The 15,363-nt window shown below is 70.9% G+C and carries 17 protein-coding genes and 2 pseudogenes; 14 read left to right on the top strand and 5 right to left on the bottom strand.

Annotated elements, in window-relative coordinates:
• Positions 1–598: 598 nt before the first annotated feature.
• The 3 genes from B072_RS0124285 to B072_RS43950 all read right to left on the bottom strand — a co-directional run bounded on the left by B072_RS0124285 (position 599) and on the right by B072_RS43950 (position 5,317).
• Entirely contained in the window at positions 599–3,217 is a 2,619-nt protein-coding gene (locus B072_RS0124285) for an MFS transporter (RefSeq protein WP_018532584.1), read from the bottom strand.
• A complete protein-coding gene (locus B072_RS0124280; RefSeq protein WP_026246238.1) occupies positions 3,210–3,773 on the bottom strand; it encodes a MarR family winged helix-turn-helix transcriptional regulator in 564 nt (187 codons plus the stop codon). Before B072_RS0124280 ends, B072_RS0124285 begins: the two co-directional genes overlap by 8 nt.
• 413 nt (positions 3,774–4,186) lie before the next feature.
• Positions 4,187–5,317, bottom strand: coding sequence for an FUSC family protein (locus tag B072_RS43950; protein WP_018532582.1), 1,131 nt, complete (start codon positions 5,315–5,317; stop codon positions 4,187–4,189).
• Between the two features lie 248 nt (positions 5,318–5,565).
• Between B072_RS43950 and B072_RS0124270 the strand changes: the two genes are divergently transcribed.
• From B072_RS0124270 to B072_RS46775, 11 genes are all read left to right on the top strand, one after another.
• Entirely contained in the window at positions 5,566–5,928 is a 363-nt protein-coding gene (locus B072_RS0124270; RefSeq protein ID WP_018532581.1) for a gas vesicle protein, read from the top strand.
• 111 nt (positions 5,929–6,039) lie between these two features.
• Positions 6,040–6,474: a gas vesicle structural protein GvpA gene (locus B072_RS0124265; protein ID WP_018532580.1), complete on the top strand. Its 435-nt coding sequence runs from the start codon at positions 6,040–6,042 to the stop codon at positions 6,472–6,474.
• 5 nt (positions 6,475–6,479) lie between these two features.
• A complete protein-coding gene (locus B072_RS0124260; RefSeq protein ID WP_018532579.1) occupies positions 6,480–7,223 on the top strand; it encodes a GvpL/GvpF family gas vesicle protein in 744 nt (247 codons plus the stop codon).
• 7 nt (positions 7,224–7,230) lie between these two features.
• Positions 7,231–7,494, top strand: a complete 264-nt coding sequence (locus B072_RS0124255; RefSeq protein ID WP_018532578.1) for a gas vesicle protein GvpG — start codon at positions 7,231–7,233, stop codon at positions 7,492–7,494.
• 33 nt (positions 7,495–7,527) lie between these two features.
• Positions 7,528–8,211 (top strand): hypothetical protein, encoded by a 684-nt coding sequence (locus B072_RS0124250; RefSeq protein ID WP_018532577.1) that lies wholly within the window; start codon positions 7,528–7,530, stop codon positions 8,209–8,211.
• The gene (locus B072_RS0124245; RefSeq protein WP_018532576.1) at positions 8,204–9,436 is read left to right on the top strand and encodes an SRPBCC family protein; all 1,233 of its coding nucleotides are present in this window, start codon (positions 8,204–8,206) and stop codon (positions 9,434–9,436) included. The genes B072_RS0124250 and B072_RS0124245 overlap by 8 nt, the downstream gene beginning before the upstream one ends.
• On the top strand, positions 9,436–9,801 hold the full coding sequence (locus B072_RS0124240; RefSeq protein ID WP_018532575.1) for a gas vesicle protein: 366 nt from the start codon (positions 9,436–9,438) through the stop codon (positions 9,799–9,801). The genes B072_RS0124245 and B072_RS0124240 overlap by 1 nt, the downstream gene beginning before the upstream one ends.
• On the top strand, positions 9,791–10,621 hold the full coding sequence (locus B072_RS0124235; RefSeq protein ID WP_018532574.1) for a GvpL/GvpF family gas vesicle protein: 831 nt from the start codon (positions 9,791–9,793) through the stop codon (positions 10,619–10,621). Before B072_RS0124240 ends, B072_RS0124235 begins: the two co-directional genes overlap by 11 nt.
• On the top strand, positions 10,618–10,806 hold the full coding sequence (locus tag B072_RS0124230; protein WP_018532573.1) for a gas vesicle protein: 189 nt from the start codon (positions 10,618–10,620) through the stop codon (positions 10,804–10,806). The genes B072_RS0124235 and B072_RS0124230 overlap by 4 nt, the downstream gene beginning before the upstream one ends.
• A gap of 125 nt (positions 10,807–10,931) precedes the next feature.
• Positions 10,932–11,192, top strand: coding sequence for a gas vesicle protein K (locus B072_RS0124225; RefSeq protein ID WP_026246237.1), 261 nt, complete (start codon positions 10,932–10,934; stop codon positions 11,190–11,192).
• A 106-nt stretch (positions 11,193–11,298) separates the two neighbouring features.
• Entirely contained in the window at positions 11,299–11,472 is a 174-nt protein-coding gene (locus B072_RS46775) for a CsbD family protein (protein ID WP_018532571.1), read from the top strand.
• A gap of 70 nt (positions 11,473–11,542) precedes the next feature.
• Here B072_RS46775 and B072_RS43945 read toward each other — a convergent pair whose 3' ends face one another.
• Together B072_RS43945 and B072_RS0124210 are read right to left on the bottom strand one after the other, a co-directional pair.
• A complete protein-coding gene (locus B072_RS43945) occupies positions 11,543–12,451 on the bottom strand; it encodes an ANTAR domain-containing protein (protein ID WP_018532570.1) in 909 nt (302 codons plus the stop codon).
• Between the two features lie 311 nt (positions 12,452–12,762).
• Positions 12,763–13,695 carry a phytanoyl-CoA dioxygenase family protein gene (locus B072_RS0124210; protein ID WP_106432933.1) on the bottom strand — a complete coding sequence of 311 codons (933 nt, stop codon included), beginning with the start codon at positions 13,693–13,695 and terminating at the stop codon, positions 12,763–12,765.
• 169 nt (positions 13,696–13,864) lie between these two features.
• Between B072_RS0124210 and B072_RS0124205 the strand changes: the two genes are divergently transcribed.
• The 3 genes and pseudogenes from B072_RS0124205 to B072_RS49325 all read left to right on the top strand — a co-directional run.
• The gene (locus tag B072_RS0124205) at positions 13,865–14,707 is read left to right on the top strand and encodes a helix-turn-helix transcriptional regulator (protein WP_018532568.1); all 843 of its coding nucleotides are present in this window, start codon (positions 13,865–13,867) and stop codon (positions 14,705–14,707) included.
• Between the two features lie 171 nt (positions 14,708–14,878).
• Positions 14,879–15,070: pseudogene (locus tag B072_RS49330) on the top strand (amidohydrolase family protein); the annotation flags it as partial.
• Positions 15,071–15,141: 71 nt separating this feature from the next.
• Positions 15,142–15,363: pseudogene (locus B072_RS49325) on the top strand (amidohydrolase); the annotation flags it as partial.

The raw sequence follows: 15,363 nt of genomic DNA, 5'->3' as shown, positions 1-15,363 counted from the left end.
TCATCCGGGTGGTTCGCTTCATCCGGCCGACTTTTGCATGAAGAGCGACAAATCCCTGCGCCACCCGGCCGCGTCGCGCGCGTCGCGGAGGCGGCTCCGATCGCCCCCTGCATGGTCGCGGCGGAGTTCGACGACGAGCCCGCGCTTGATGTGCCCTTCGGCACCTCGGACGGCGCACGGATCGTGATCCACAGCGCGGGCCATACCCACACGGCGGACTTCCGCACCGAAGTGTGGGCCGAGCAACCACCGCCGCCCACCGACCCGTGGGACGAACGAGCGGAGACCCGGATCGACTCCCCCCTCCGGAAGGCTGCGGCTGTGGACCTATGCCGCCATGACCGAGGGAGAAGTCGATCTCGGTTTGCCCGACAGAAGGTGGCGCGTCCGGGTCCTGGCACGCGGCAGGGACCGGGTGCGCGAACTGGCCGCGTCGGGTGTGCCTCATGGCGTCGGGCAGTACATGGCACAGTTCTGGCCCATGTGACAGCCACCCGTCGCGCGTGCCGGCCAGGCCCACGGTTGCCGGCGCGCAAAAAAGGGCGTGGCGCGGTACGTGCGTACCGCGCCACGCCCTTCCAGAAGGACCGGCCAGGGCTCAGTGGCCCAGGTTCATGTCCGCGTCGCTCTTGCCCTCGCCCGACACCTGCAGCGGCATCGCGTGGGGCGCGTATCCGCTGGCGATGACGGTGTAGTCGCCGGAGTCGAGGTCGTTGAACCCGTAGACGCCGTCCGCGCCGGTGACCGTGGTGGCCACGGTGTTGCCCGCCGTGTCGAGGATCGTGACCCGGGCGTCGGCCACCGGCTCGCCCGCGCGGTTGCGCACGGTGCCGTGGACGTGGGCACCGAGGTCGAGGCGGACCTCGTAGCGGTTGGCGGCGCCGCCCGCGACCTCGACCGGCAGGGCCGCCGGACGGTGCCCGGTGGCGCTGACCGCGAGGGTGTAGCCGCCGGGGACGAGGTCGGCGAAGCCGAAGTCGCCCGCGTGGTCGGCGGTTCCGGAGGCGACGACCTCGCCGCGTACGTCCGTGGCGATCACCAGGGCGCCGGGCAGCGGCCGGTCGTCGGGGGCGGCCAGGACGGTGCCGGACAGGCCGGCCGCGCCCGAGAGCACCAGGTCGAAGTCGACCGGCCCGCCGGCCACCGTGATGGTGGTCGCCTGCGGCTGACGGGCGCCGCCGGAGGCGATCAGGACGTACGTTCCCTCGGCGGGCACGGCGACCGCGTACCGGCCGTCCGTCCCCGTCGTCGTCCGGCCGAGCTGGCTGCCGCGCAGGTCGATCAGGGTGACCACGGCTCCGGCCACCGCGGAACCCGCGGCGTCACGGATGTGGCCGCGGACGCCCGCGGCGGGATCCTCCGCGAGGGCCGTGGTGAGCGAGGCGACCGGGGCCGCCTCGACCGCTTCCGCCGTGTCCACGATCTCGGAGGTCTCCGGCACGGGAGTCTCGGCGGCCGTGCCGTTCCCCTCCGCGGCGGCGCGTGCCTCCAGCCCCGACACCTTGCGCAGCGGAACCTCCTTGGTCCACAGGACCATGAGGAACGCGATCGCGATCACGCCCGCCGCGATCAGGAAGACCACGTGCATGGAGTCGGCGAAGCCCTGCTTGAAGGGCTCCGACAGGCGCGGGTCGAGCTGCTGGATGAAGGAGGAGTCGCTCAGGACATCGGAGCCACCGCCGCCCGCACCCGGGTTCTTGACCATGTCGAGGACCGGCTTGTTGGCCGGGTCGGACAGGACCGACGGGTCGTGCAGCGCGGCCTGGAACTGGGGCGTCCCGGCGGCCGACCTGAACGCCGAGGAGATCTTGTCGCCGACGTTCGAGAAGAGCACCGACAGGAAGATGGCCGTACCGGCGGTGGCGCCCATCTGCCGGAAGAACGTGGACGACGCGGTCGCCACACCCATGTCCTGCGGCGGCACGGCGTTCTGCACGGCGAGCACCAGGGTCTGCATGCAGCCGCCGAGGCCGAGGCCGAAGAGGAGCATGTAGACCATGCTCTCCCACAGCGGGGTGTCCCACTGGACCTTGAAGTGGAAGAGCAGCAGCGCCGCGACCATGAGGACGGTGCCGATGGTCGGGAAGATCTTGTAGCGGCCGGTCTTCGCGGTGATCTGGCCGGAGACGATGGACGCGATGATCATGCCGAGCATCAGCGGCAGCATCTCGAGGCCGGACTTGGTGGGGCTGGCGCCCTTCACGATCTGCAGGTACTGCGGGATCATGAGCATCCCGCCGAACATGCCCGCGCCGATGAGGACGGACAGCAGGCTGGTCTTGCTGAAGGTCGCGTTGCGGAACAGGCGCATCGGGATCAGCGCGTCGTCACCCATCCGCCGCTCGACGAGGATCCAGGCGATGATGCCGACCACGCCGATGCCGTAGCAGGCGAGGGACTTCGAGGAGTCCCAGCCCCACTCGCGGCCCTGCTCGGCCACCAGGAGCAGCGGCACGACGCCGAGCGCGATGGTGAACGCGCCCCACCAGTCGATGCGGCGGTCGCGGCGGGTGTGCGGGATGTTGAGCACCTTGGCGACGACGAACAGGGCGATGATGCCGATCGGCACGTTCACGAGGAACACCCAGCGCCAGCCGACGACGCCCAGGATGCTGTCCTGCCCGGCGAGGAACCCGCCGATGAGCGGTCCCGCGACGCTGGAGGTCGCGAAGGTGGCGAGCATGTAGCCCTGGTAGCGGGCCCGTTCGCGGGGCGGCACGATGTCGCCGATGATCGCCAGCGCGAGGGACATCAGACCGCCGGCGCCGATGCCCTGCACGGCGCGGAAGGCGGCCAGTTCGGTCATCGACGTCGAGAACGTGCACAGCGCCGAACCTGCGATGAAGATGCTGATCGCGCCCAGGAAGTAGGGCTTGCGACCGTGCAGGTCGGACAGCTTGCCGTAGAGCGGCGTCGCGATCGTCGACGTGATCAGGTACGCGGTCGTCGCCCATGCCTGCTGGCTCAGACCGTTGAGGTCGTCCGCGATGGTGCGGATCGAGGTGGAGACGATCGTCTGGTCGAGGGCGGCCAGGAACATGCCCAGCATCAGACCGCTCAGGATGGTCAGGATCTGACGGTGGCTCAGGCCGCCGCCACCGCCCGGAGCGGCGGGTATCGCCTCGCTCGTCCCGGTGGTCTTCTTATGGGTCCGCCGGGTGGTCTCCCCGGCGGGCGGCTCGGTGTCTCGGCGCGGTGCCGACACGGCCTCACTCATACGTGCTTGCTCCCTGCTGCGCCACGGCCGCGGGGTGAGTTCCCTCGCCGTGGCGGTTGTGTTGATGCTCTACGAGGTCGTCGTTGAGGCGTGTCATCAGCCTGATCAGCTGATAACGGTCCTCGGGGGGCCAGGGTCCGAGCAGTTCCGCCAGTTGCGCGTCGCGCTGCTGCCGGTACTTCTCGTACACCGCTCTGCCGGACTCGGTCGCGTACAGCAGCGTGCCGCGCCGGTCCTCCGGGTCGGGCCGGCGCTCGATCAGGCCGCGCTCCACCATGGAGCGCACCTGACGGCTGACCGTGGACAGGTCGAGGAAGGTGTCGGCGGCCAGATCGGTCGCCCGCCGTTCCCCGTCCCGTACGAGCCGGGCCAGCAGGACGCGCTCACCGGCGCCCTGCTCCAGCTTGGTCTGGTGCCTGCGTGCCGCGACCAGCCGGGTGAAGCGCACGATCTGGTTCCCCAGCCCTGCCCCGGCCTCCTCGGCACTGGCGACCCCGCTGTCTGCTATCGCCCTGCTCTGTACCGCTTCGCGGTCATGGACCGTCCCCTTGCCCATTGCCCGCCCCCCTCTTCCGCTCACCTTTTATTGCTTGTATCTACCAAGTGAGTGTAGGGGGCCCGGAACGGCGCTCTGCACGGGGCCCGGTTGCACGGCCCGGCGCACGGGCGAACCTGGTGCGCCGCCGGGCGGCGACCGCGGCCGGCGCGGACCAACAGACGATCCCGGCCAGGACGTCCAGGAGACCGAGGAAGCCGGCGCACGCTCCCGGGCGGCCCGCCGAGCGGCGCGTACCGCCCGTGCTCCCAGGTGGATCAGGTGGCCGACGCAGAGGAGCCTGATCGTGTCGCGGACCGGTGGAGAGCGTGCGGCGATCAGCGCGAGACCGACGGCTGCTCGACCTCCCGAGCCTCACGCCGGGACCGGAGGAACCGCGCGGGACAGCCGAGGCACACCTGTCGCGGGGCCGCTCATCGACTCGCGGTGTCCTGGAGGACATCGCAGGTGTTCTGGAACTCCTCCATCAGGCGGGTGGCCTCCACGATCAGGACGCCGTACGGGCGGCCGGCGTCGGCCAGCGGCAGCCGGTGCTCGTCGGCGGTGTCCAGTACTTTCCGCAGCGCCTCCTGGGCGATGGTGGCGAGCTTGCACATCTCCTCGGCCTGGTCCGCGAGGGTGTCGCTGTCGACCTCGGCGAGGACGTGCGCGATGTCACGCAGGCAGGCGGCGAAATCTGCGTAGGACTTCAGGGCCGGGCCGTACGTGTAGGTGTCCTCGCTCTCGCGCCAGCGGCCCAGACTGCGGGTGAGGGACGCCAGCTGGTAGACCGCGCGTTCCATGGCGCTCAGCGTCTGCCGGTAGCGGCCGAAGGTGAGGTGGCCGCGGTGGACGGGCAGCAGGCGGCGGGGGTTGAAGGGCAGGCTGTTCTCCGCCGTCTCCAGCCCGGCCCGGGCCTGGCCGACCGCGGCCTGCACGCGTTCACCGGCCGCGACCCACCGGTCGGCGCGTTCGGCGTTCACGTCTCCGCTGCACAGGCCGTCGGCCATGTCGTCCAGCAGCGTCTCCATCTCCGCGGCCAGGACGTGCAGCCCCTGCTCGGCGCTGCGGTACCGCAGCGGAGGAGCGAGGCCGAGATTCACGATCAGGCCGATGCCACAGCCGAGGAGCACCAGCAGGACGATCTGACCGAGCTGGGTGACCCGGTCGGCATTCGAGGTGGCGGCGGCGTAGGTGGAGAAGGCGAAGAACGCGGCCGTGGCGACCTGCGACCGCTGCTCCCCCAGCGCCTGCCACTGGCCCAGACTCAAGGCGATCACGGCGACCAGGACGAACGCGATCAGGTCCGGGCCCGCGACGAAGCTGATCGCCGCTTGCACCGCCACCCCGACGATGACCGCGGTGATGTAGCGCAGCGTCTGCCACACCGACTTCGAGATCGTCGCGTTCATCGTCAGTACGGCGGAGAAGGGCGCGAACGCGGGCGACGTGGCATCGAGCACGGCGTGGGCGATCCACCAGCTGAGGGTGGACGCCAGCACGGATTTGCCGATCAGAAGCACCGCATGGCGCTCGTGCCCCGGGGTGCCCCACGCCCGCGCCATCCACGCTCTCCCGTTGTGAACCCGCTCCACCGCGCGCAACGCATGTCCTTTCCGTAGCTGGTGTCCGTCGCCGGTCTCCGTACCGAGGCCCGCGGTCGGATCAAGGCCCGGCCGCACCCGGTAACCACAGCAGACGTGGACAAACAGTGGGCATCGACACACGCCGTCCGGGCCGAGCGACCGGTCACGTCTCAGGTTTGGGGACGAATTCACGGGCAGATGGGGCGAGAGGCACACGGGAGGTACACATGACGGACACGCATTCCGGGCGCCCACGAAAGGCGCCACCCCAACAGAGCAAGAGCGCCGACCCAGACACGAAAGCGGCCACGCCCCGGCGCCCGAAGAAGCTTCGCCCTGCCGAGGCGATCCGCGAAGGGCGCGAGCAACTGGCCGAGCTCACCGGCAGGACGGTCGACGCGGTGTCCTCGTTCAGCGCGACCGACGACGGCGGATGGCGGCTGGAGGTCGAGGTCCTGGAACTCTCCCGGGTCCCCGACACCATGAGTTTGCTGGCGAGCTACGAGGTCACCCTCGACAGCGACGCCATGCTCACCGACTACCGAAGAGTCAGGCGTTACGAGCGCGGCCGCTCCGACGAGCGCGGCTGACCGGCCCGCTCGCCAAGGCATGCCGGCGCCCGAAGACCCACCGATCGCGAGTGCACCGCGTCCAGCGGAGCACGCCCGCGGTCGCCCAGCGCACGAAGGGAAGGAACTCCCATGACCGTGGCAACGACACAAGGCGGTGCAGGCGGTGGAGGCGGTGGAGGCACCAGTGGCCTCTACGACGTCCTGGAACTGGTCCTGGACCGGGGACTCGTCATCGACGCCTTCATCCGCGTGTCCCTGGTCGGCATCGAGATCCTGAAGATCGACGTCCGCGTCGTCGTCGCCAGCGTGGACACCTATCTGCGCTTCGCCGAGGCCTGCAACCGTCTCGACCTGGAGACCGGCAGCAAGAAGCCGTCCAACCTGACGGACATCGTCGGGGACTCGATGGAGTCCGGCGCGCGCGGCAAGACCAAGGGGGCGCTGTCCGGCGCGGCGGAGACCATATCCGACGCCTTCAGCCAGGCCCGTGACGAGGGGAGCAAGAGCGAGTCCCGGCCGCGCCAGCGCCGCGCCTCGGCGAGCCGCAAGGAAGAGAAGGAGTAGCAGGCATGAGCACGTACGTCTACGGAATAGCCGACGCCGGTCACCCCGGCCTGCCCGACGGCATGGGGGGAGTCGGGAAGCCCGCGCTCCCCGTCCGCACGGTGACGGGCGGTGGTCTCGCCGCGATCGTCAGCGACGCCCCCGAGAACCTGCGGCCCAAGCGCCGGGATCTCCTCGCCCACCAGAACGTTCTGTCCGAGGCCGGTGGCGGCGGCACCGTGCTGCCCATGCGCTTCGGCAGCGTCGCCGACGACGACCAGGCCGTCGCGACCGCCCTCGAGGAGCGCGCCGCCCACTACCTCGAACGCCTGGAAGCCCTGCACGACCGCGTCGAGTACAACGTCAAGGTCCAGCACGACGAGGACGCCGTGCTGCGCCTGGTGATGACGGAGCGCCCCGAGGTCCGCGCGCAGGTGGAGCACAACCGCGCGGCGGGAGGCGGCAGTCACGAGGACAAGCTGCGCCTCGGCGAAGCGGTCGCGACGGCCGTGCAGCACCGCGAGGCGCAGGACGCCGACATGGTGCGCCGCGCCCTGGAACCGCACGCGCAAGACGTCAGCCCCGGCCCGGCCGGCACCGGCTGGATCACCAACGTGTCCTTCCTGGTGGACCGCGGCACGTCCGAGCACCTCTTGCAGGCGATCGAGGAGCTGCGGCAGGCACACCCGCACGTTGTCTTCAGCGTGAACGGGCCCCTTCCGCCCTACAGCTTCGTGGAACCCGCCCCGGCCGCCTCGGCCGCCGGATGAGCGCGCCATGGGGCTGCTGAGCGAGATCCTCCTGCTCCCGCTCGCTCCGGTCCGGGGTTCCATCTGGGTCCTCGACCAAGTGGTCGCGGACGCGGAGCGCCAGTACTACGACCCGTCGGCCATCCAGGCCCAACTGGCCGCACTGGAGAAGGAGTTGGAAGCGGGCGACATCGACGAGGAGACGTTCGACCGGCGCGAGGACGAACTCCTCGACCGGCTGGAGGGCGCCCGTACCAGACAGACCGGCACCACCGGACAGACAGGCACGTGACGTCGTACGACGCACGGGAACGGACAGCACACCATGAACCGAGCAGCACTCGGCCTCGCCGTAGGGGCCGGATACCTCCTGGGGCGCACCAAGAAGATGAAGCTCGCCTTCGCGGTGGGCACGATGGTCGCCGGCAAGAAGCTGCAGCTGAGCCCTACGGCGGTCCTCGACATGGCCCGCACCCAGCTGGAGAACAACCCGCAGTTCAAGGAGATCGGCGACCAGCTGCGCCAGGACTTCCGAGGGATGGGCAAGGCCGCCACCGGGGCGATCCTCGAACGGCAGATGGAGGGCCTGGCCGGTCGGCTGCACAACAGCACGGCCGGCGTCCGTGACCGCATCGCGGGCGTGGCGCCCGGCGCCGAGGACGCAGAGGAGACGGCGGACAAGGCCACGGGCGGACGGAGCGGCAAGGTCACCGGACGCACCTCGCGGAACGGGGACGACCGGGACACCCGGGACGACCGCGACGACCGGGACGAGGGCAGCCACGACAGCCGGGACGCCGACGGCGGCGGGCAGGACACCGACCGGCCGGCACCGCGCAAGCGAGCCCCGGCACGGAAGTCCACCGCGTCGGGCGAGCGCGGGGCCGCGCCGCGCAAACGCGCACAGGGCACGGCCGAGAAGACGTCGTCGTCCGCGGCGAAGAAGTCCTCGGGAGCCGCGCGGCGCGCTCCGCGCGGTGACGCGAAGGGAGCTCGCGGCAATGGCTGACACACCAGCGGTCAACCCGCTCAAGGAGCTGGCCAGGAGCGAGGCCGCCGACCGGCTCAAGGCCGAGGCGCAGGACTACCTCACCGCGCAGGCGACCCGGCTGCTCACCGGCGCGGGCCACAAGCTGGGCCGGACCACCAGCAGGCTCAACGACATCGCCGAGGGCAACAGCCCCGGTTTCACCCGGCTCGCTCTGGAGAGCGGCCGGAAGCTCGCCGAGGGCAAGGGGCCGGTGCGCTCGGCCGTCGAGGCGGGCGCCGGCCACCTCAAGGACAACCTGACCGAGGGGGTCAAGGGCCTCTTCGGCAAGGGCGGGAAGTCCGGCAAGGGCAAGTCCAAGTCGGGCAGCGGCCAGAAGCCGACGGTGATCCTGGAGAGCATCGACGTCGGTGTCGATGTCCGTACCGCGTACGACCAGTGGACTCAGTACCAGGAGTTCTCCACGTTCGCGCGGGGCGTCAAGAACGCCAACCGTGCCGACGACGTGACCTCCGACTGGCAGATGAAGATCTTCTGGTCGAGCCGCAGCTGGAAGGCGCACACCACCGAGCAGGTCCCGGACCAGCGCATCTGCTGGACCTCCGAAGGCGCCAAGGGCACCACGAAGGGTGTCGTCACCTTCCACGAGCTGGGCGAGCGCCTCACCCGGGTGCTGCTGATCATCGAGTACTACCCCAAGGGGCTCTTCGAGAAGACCGGCAACATCTGGCGGGCCCAGGGCCGTCGCGCCCGCCTCGACCTCAAGCACTTCGCGCGCTTCCTCTCCATCAAGGGCGAGGCGAGTGATGGCTGGCGCGGCGAGATACGCGACGGCGAGGTCGTCCGCAGCCACGACGACGCGGTGGCCGAGGAGGAGGAAGCGGAGAACGCCGACCAGACGTCCGAGAGCACGGCGGACGGAGAGACGGACGGCGAGGCGTTCGACGAGGACGACGACTACACGGACGAGGAGCCCCGGAACCAGCCGGAGGACCCCGAGGACGGCTTCGCGGACGAAGAGGGCCTCGATGACGAGTACCTCGACGAGGACGCTCCGGCCGACGACGTCGATGAGGACGGCGCAGACGACGCGGCCGAGGAGTACGCCGACGACGAGTTCGAGGACGAGTACGACGACGAAGCGCCTGCGGATCACGAGGACGAGTACGAGGACGAGTACGAAGACGAAGACGTCCCCGCTGACCGGCGTGAGCGGTCGGCGCACGCGGGCGCGAGGAGCCGCTGATGGGAACCGCAAGCAGCTTTCCCGATTCCCCTCTCGGCGGCGGGAGTTCGGGGGCCAACCTCGCCGACATCCTGGAGCGCGTCCTCGACAAGGGCATCGTGATCGCCGGCGACATCAAGATCAACCTGCTCGACATCGAACTGCTCACCATCAAACTGCGTCTGATCGTCGCCTCGGTCGACAAGGCGAAGGAGATGGGCATTGACTGGTGGGAGCACGACCCGGCACTGTCCTCCGGCGCCCGGAGCAAGGAACTCGCCCGGGAGAACGCCGAGTTGAAGGAGCGACTCGCCGCCCTGGAAGCGAGAGGCGTTCCCGAGTCACTCGACACGGCCCGCGAGAGAGAGCCGCGCCATGACCACTGAGCTGCGTTACGTCTACGCGGTCTGCGGCCCCCTCGACGCCCCGCTCCCGGAGCTGCCGACGGGCGTCGCGGGGGCCGTCCCCCGGCTGATCCGGCACGCGGGGCTGACCGCGGTCGTGAGCCACGTCCCGGCCGGGGAGTTCTCCGAGAGCACCCTGCGCCGGAACCTGGAGAACCTCGACTGGCTCTCCGAGACCGCCCGCGCCCATCAGACGGTGATCGCCGCCCTGACCTCGGTGACCAGCCCCCTGCCACTGCGCCTGGCCACGGTGTTCCACGACGACAGCGGCGTACGCGCCATGCTGGAGGCGGAAGCCGACTCCCTCCGGGCATCCCTGGCGCGGCTTCGCGAACGCGTCGAATGGGGCGTGAAGGTCTACGTGGAGGAGTCCCCGGCGGAGCAGGCCGGCACTTCCGGTGCGGCGTCCGCCGACCGCGCCTCCGCCGGCTCCCTGGCGGCGGGCTCGGGCCGCGACTACCTACGGCGCCGGCGTGCCGAACGGGCGGGACGCGAGGAGACCCTGCACAAGGCGGAGGGCTTCGCCCAGGACCTGTACGACCAGTTGTCGCGGCACGCCGACGACACGCGCATCCACCCGCCGCAGAACTCCGAACTGGCCCGGTCCACCGGCCGCAACGTCCTCAACGCCGCCTTTCTGGTGGCCCGTTCGGCGTCGGAGGCCTTCGTGGAGATGGTCGACGCGCGCAAGGGCGAACAGCCCGGCCTGCGGGTGGAACTGACGGGCCCCTGGGCCGCGTACTCCTTCTGCGCACCGCCCGAGGAACGCACCGACGCGACATCGGCGGACGGTGCCCGATGACCGTTGTCGAGCGGCGGGAGATCGCACTCGTCGACCTGCTGGACCGACTGCTCGCGGGTGGCGTCGTCCTCGCGGGGGACGTCACGCTGCGCATCGCGGACGTGGACCTCGTCCGGATCGATCTGAACGCCCTGATCAGTTCGATCAACGAGAACGTCCCCTCGCCCTGGGAGGACCTGCTGTGAGCACGTACGACCACACGGACCACACGGACCACCGGAACGCGACGGAGGCTCCCGACGAAGACCGGTCGTGCGCCGCGTGCGGTGCGGCGCCGCGGACCACCGTCACGGAAAGGCGCCGGGGGCAGATCCAGATCGAGCCCGACACCGTGGAACGCGACCTGATGAAGCTCGTCCTCACCATCATCGAGCTGCTGCGCCAGCTCATGGAACGCCAGGCCGTACGCCGCTTCGACACCGGCGACCTGACGGAGGACCAGGAGGAGCGCGTCGGCCTCACCCTGATGCTGCTCGAGGACCGGATGGCCGAGCTGCGCGAACGCTACGACCTGCGCCCCGAGGACCTGAACATCGACCTCGGCCCGCTGGGGCCGCTCCTGCCGCGCTGAGCCACGCGTCTTTCACCCGATTCGACGCGATCATGTTTACGGGCGGCTCGTCGGGCCACGCGAAGGGGGAGCAACTGATGTCGATGCCAAGGGAGCGTGAGCGGACATGACCGCCAACGAGAAGGCCAAGGCGAAGACCGAGCAGACCGTCGGCGCCGCGAAGGAAGCCGCCGGACGCACGGTGGGCAACGAGCGCCTCACCGCCGAGGGTCGCGCCCAGCAGATGAAGGGCGACGCCCGCCAGGCCAAGGAGAAGACCAAGGACATCGGCAAGCACTGACCCGCACCACCCGACGCCCTTGGGGCGGCCCTCGTCGACGAGGGCCGCCCCAAGGGCGTTTCGGCATCTTTCAGGTGGTGCGGGAGGCGTTCTGATGTACGTGCTCCAGGGCGTCCAGGACGACGGTCCGGTTGTGCCATTGAAGCCAGCCGCCGACCACGTACTGGAGCCGTTCCAGTTCGGCGAGCTGTGCCGGCCGAAAACCCGTCAGCGGGCGCGCGTGGTGGCTGGAGATGACCCCGCGCACGATGCCGTCACCGCCGGTGAGGGGCACGCTGTGAGCGGCGCGGCTGCCGCTGTCCAGGATGACCTGACGCGTCTCGTCGTCGAAGACCTCGGTGACGGCGACGTCCCGCACCGTGACCTGCCGGGCGGCCTCCGCGGCCCGGTGGCAGGAGGTGCCGTCCTCGACGAACGCGAAGTAATCGGTGAACGCCTGCGAATGCGCGCGGTGCTTCTCCATCCGCAGGACGTCCGCCTCCCGCAGCTGGGCGTTGCCGAACTGGGCGCCGGCGACATCCATCACCCGCTCCAGGGCCGCGCTCAGGACCTGGCCCTGGTTCTTCGGGTCGAGATGGCCCGCGCCGAGCCCCGGCAGGGAAGGTGGCGTGGCCTGGCCGCGGCCCGGGAACCACTGCCGGGTGGCGGACGGCGGCGCGCTCGCCGTGGTCAGGGCCGCCGCTATCTGATGAAGCTTGATGTTGAACCGCTGGGACGCCTCGCGCATCAACGTGAACGCGGCATCCGCGTCGGGCAGCTGATAGCGCCCCATCAGCAGCCCCTGCGCCAGGGCCACCCGGGTACGGGCCTGCTCCTGCTTGTGCAGGCTCCGCAGCCGTTCCCGTACCGACCGCAGCTCGATCGCCAGGAACTCCTGCGCCGGCCACACCGCGTTCTCGTCCGGCACGGCCGTGTCCCGTGCGGCGGTGTCACCGGCACGGGCAGGCACCGGAGGATGCAGATGTTTGTCGGAGTGCATGGGGAATCGCCCTTCGCGAAGTGGGTGAGAGACACGTGCGGCCACGCCGAACACGAGCCGCAGTTGTCCTTCCTTCGCCGTCTGCGACGCCCGCCATGGACCCTGCCGGGTCTGCTCCGCGCCGTGCCTGCTTGCCCAAGCACTCCCCCGACCGTAACCGCAGCTGTCGCGCCACGTCACCTGCCCCCACCTTCATCGTCGGCGCCGAACCGGCCCGTCCGTTGTCCGTTCCCCGGGGCTCGGCCGACCGGTATCGCGCGCGTCAGCACCCAGTCGACACCTGTCGTACAGGTCGAGGCGAGCGTCGAAAGTCACAGGCCGTCCCGGTCGTGCCAGTGCCGCTGCCAGCGCGCGTCGACGGGTTCGGCAGCGGGCTGGTAACGGATGTCGGTGGACAGCCGCATGACACGGCCCGGGTCACGGTTGTCGAGCGCCGCGTGCACGAGGTAGGGGGAGTGCACGACCATGTCGCCTGCCGCGTAGTCCGCGATCAGCCACCGGGAGTCGAACTCCTCGGCGAGACCCGGCAGATCGGCGGTGAGCGAGGCTGCGGGACGGCGGGTGGAGCCGCTGCGCTCCTCCTCCTTCACGCGGTGATGGCTGCCCTCCAGGTAGACCAGGCCGCCGCGCTCCACGGGGCAGTCGCCCAGCGGGATCCAGGAAGAGAGGACGTTCTCGGTGCCCTCGCGCAGATAGACCAGGTCGTAGTGCGCCTGAGTCGCCGAACCGATGCCCTGCTCCCCCGGGACGTTGTGCCGGATGATCTTCCGTCGATGCAGATGCACCTCGTCCACCCCGAAGAACCAGCGGTAGAAGGCGACGAGCCGTGGATGGGCGCACAGTTCGGCGTACGCAGCTCCTGGCACGATCCCGCCGAACAGCGTGGTGCGGAACAGCGCGCGGTCGACGTCGTACGGTTCGGCCGCGACGCCGTCGGCGGGGTCGGTGCCGGGGGCCGTCAGACCACTGGGGGCGAGGGCACGGAAGTAGTGCCGCCGGAAGCCGCGGACGGTCTCCGCCGCGAAGAAGCCGCGCAGGAAGAGGTAGCCGTCGCGGGCGTACCGGGCGCGCAGCGCCTGCCGGTCCCCCAGTTCCGCGCGGTCGACCGGTTCCAGCCGGCCCAGGCGGCCGGGCCCCGGGTCGAGACCGTATCCGTTGGACGTGAGGGATGTGAGGGATGTGAGGGATATGGGGGATGTGGGGGACGTTTGGCTTGTGTGCGGCGTCCGGGGTCTGTCGTTCATGCCGACGATGCTGCGCACTCGCCCCGGCCGCTCGCCATGGACCCGCCCCGCGGGGAGTTGGACTCTGCCCGGCGTCCGGGCTCGCCCGCCGCACCATGGACGCGCGCCCACCTACTGAGGGATCCTTGCGCCGCCCCTGGACCGGGCCCCGAGAAAGGACCCCGCACCGATGCGTCCGCGACCCCACTCCTGGTATCTGGCCCCGGCACCCGGTGTGCCGGATCTCGGGCTCGCCCTCACCGGCGCCGGCTGGATCGAGGGGCAGAACCGGCGCCACGAGGGCCGGGTCCTGCCGCACCACGCCGCCGTGCTCGTCACCGAGGGGACGGGCAGCCTGCGCCTCGGCTGCGGACCCCTGCTCCCGGTGGGCACCGGGAGCCTGTTCTGCCTGCCCGCGGACGTCCCGCACAGCTACGGACCGCTCGGCGGCGCCTCCTGGTCCGAGCGGTGGATCCTCTTCGAGGGGCACGCGGCCCGCGCGTACGAGCAGCTCGGCTGCCTCGGCGCCGCGCGCCCCGTCGCCCGTCCGGGCGATAGCACCGAACTCGCCGACGCGTTCGGCGAGTTGACGACACTGGCCCGCGAGCCCGCCTCGCTCTCCCGGGACGTCACCGCCGCCGCGCTGCTGCACCGCCTGATCGCGCTGACCGCTCCCCCGCCGCCGCCCGCGACGGCCGGCCCGGCGTCCCTGGCCCGGCAGGCCGTCGCCCTGCTCGACGACCACGACGGACGGCCCGTCAGCCTGGCCCGCCTCGCCCGCCGGCTCGGCGTCTCGCCCGACGCCCTGACGGCGGCGGTCCGCACGGCCACCGGGTGCACCCCCACCGAGTACCTGCTGCGCAGACGGATGGCCCGCGCGAGGACACTGCTCACCACCACCGACCTCACCGTCGCAGCCGTCGGCCGCCGGGTCGGCTATGACGACCCGGCCTATTTCAGCCGCCTGTTCGCCCGCAGGGTGGGCGCACCGCCCTCGGTCTACCGGCGCAGGCCCGGGAACAGCGCGAGGTGATCCGTGCAGTAGTCGCGCAGCCCTTCGACCGTCCCGTGGATCGCGGGGCGGGCTTAGTGGCCGGGGTCCCGGCTCGACCTCGACCTGCGCACCGGATTCGGCGACGGGTGACTGCGCATCGGCCCGACGAAGATCCTCTCCGACGGCTCGCTCATCGGACGGTGCGCCGCGATGCGCTGCGACTACCACGACACCCCGGGCAACAGCGGCCTGCTCCAGTACGAGCGTGTACAACTGCGCACGTACATCCTCGAAGCGCACCGCTGCGGCTGGCAGGTCGCGACGCACGCCATCGGTGACGCCACTCTGGACGTGGTGCTCGACGCGTACGAGGAGGCGCAGCGCCGCTACCCGCGCGCGGAAGTCCGCCACCGGGTCGAGCACGCCGCCGTGGCGAGCGACGAGCAGGTCAGCCGGACGCCGGGCTGGGCCGCGTGCCCGTTCCCCAGGGCCGCTTCCTGTCCGAGATCGGCGACGGGCTGCTCGCGGCGCTCGGCCCCGAACGCGCCCGGCTGGCGTACCGGATGCGGTCGTTCCGCGACGCGGGTGTCGTCCTGCCCGGTTCCACGGACGCCCCCGTGGTGGCCGGTTCGCCGCTGCTGAGCATCCACGACATGGTCAACCGCCACACCGCCGCACCGCCGCCGGCGCTCCCA

The sequence above is a fragment of the Streptomyces sp. HmicA12 genome, from assembly GCF_000373565.1.
Lineage (GTDB): Bacteria > Actinomycetota > Actinomycetes > Streptomycetales > Streptomycetaceae > Streptomyces.
This window is presented reverse-complemented; position numbering and strand designations above follow the sequence as displayed.

What these genes read in the sequence shown, in the direction of transcription:
- B072_RS0124280 (WP_026246238.1), bottom strand. Translation starts at nt 3,773, where the DNA reads ATGGGCAAGGGGACGGTCCATGACCGCGAAGCGGTACAGAGCAGGGCG.
- B072_RS46775 (WP_018532571.1), top strand. Translation starts at nt 11,299, where the DNA reads ATGACCGCCAACGAGAAGGCCAAGGCGAAGACCGAGCAGACCGTCGGC.
- B072_RS0124255 (WP_018532578.1), top strand. Translation starts at nt 7,231, where the DNA reads ATGGGGCTGCTGAGCGAGATCCTCCTGCTCCCGCTCGCTCCGGTCCGG.
- B072_RS0124250 (WP_018532577.1), top strand. Translation starts at nt 7,528, where the DNA reads ATGAACCGAGCAGCACTCGGCCTCGCCGTAGGGGCCGGATACCTCCTG.
- B072_RS0124240 (WP_018532575.1), top strand. Translation starts at nt 9,436, where the DNA reads ATGGGAACCGCAAGCAGCTTTCCCGATTCCCCTCTCGGCGGCGGGAGT.
- B072_RS0124260 (WP_018532579.1), top strand. Translation starts at nt 6,480, where the DNA reads ATGAGCACGTACGTCTACGGAATAGCCGACGCCGGTCACCCCGGCCTG.
- B072_RS43950 (WP_018532582.1), bottom strand. Translation starts at nt 5,317, where the DNA reads ATGGCGCGGGCGTGGGGCACCCCGGGGCACGAGCGCCATGCGGTGCTT.
- B072_RS0124230 (WP_018532573.1), top strand. Translation starts at nt 10,618, where the DNA reads ATGACCGTTGTCGAGCGGCGGGAGATCGCACTCGTCGACCTGCTGGAC.
- B072_RS0124265 (WP_018532580.1), top strand. Translation starts at nt 6,040, where the DNA reads ATGACCGTGGCAACGACACAAGGCGGTGCAGGCGGTGGAGGCGGTGGA.
- B072_RS0124285 (WP_018532584.1), bottom strand. Translation starts at nt 3,217, where the DNA reads ATGAGTGAGGCCGTGTCGGCACCGCGCCGAGACACCGAGCCGCCCGCC.
- B072_RS0124210 (WP_106432933.1), bottom strand. Translation starts at nt 13,695, where the DNA reads ATGAACGACAGACCCCGGACGCCGCACACAAGCCAAACGTCCCCCACA.
- B072_RS0124245 (WP_018532576.1), top strand. Translation starts at nt 8,204, where the DNA reads ATGGCTGACACACCAGCGGTCAACCCGCTCAAGGAGCTGGCCAGGAGC.
- B072_RS0124235 (WP_018532574.1), top strand. Translation starts at nt 9,791, where the DNA reads ATGACCACTGAGCTGCGTTACGTCTACGCGGTCTGCGGCCCCCTCGAC.
- B072_RS0124205 (WP_018532568.1), top strand. Translation starts at nt 13,865, where the DNA reads ATGCGTCCGCGACCCCACTCCTGGTATCTGGCCCCGGCACCCGGTGTG.
- B072_RS0124270 (WP_018532581.1), top strand. Translation starts at nt 5,566, where the DNA reads ATGACGGACACGCATTCCGGGCGCCCACGAAAGGCGCCACCCCAACAG.
- B072_RS43945 (WP_018532570.1), bottom strand. Translation starts at nt 12,451, where the DNA reads ATGCACTCCGACAAACATCTGCATCCTCCGGTGCCTGCCCGTGCCGGT.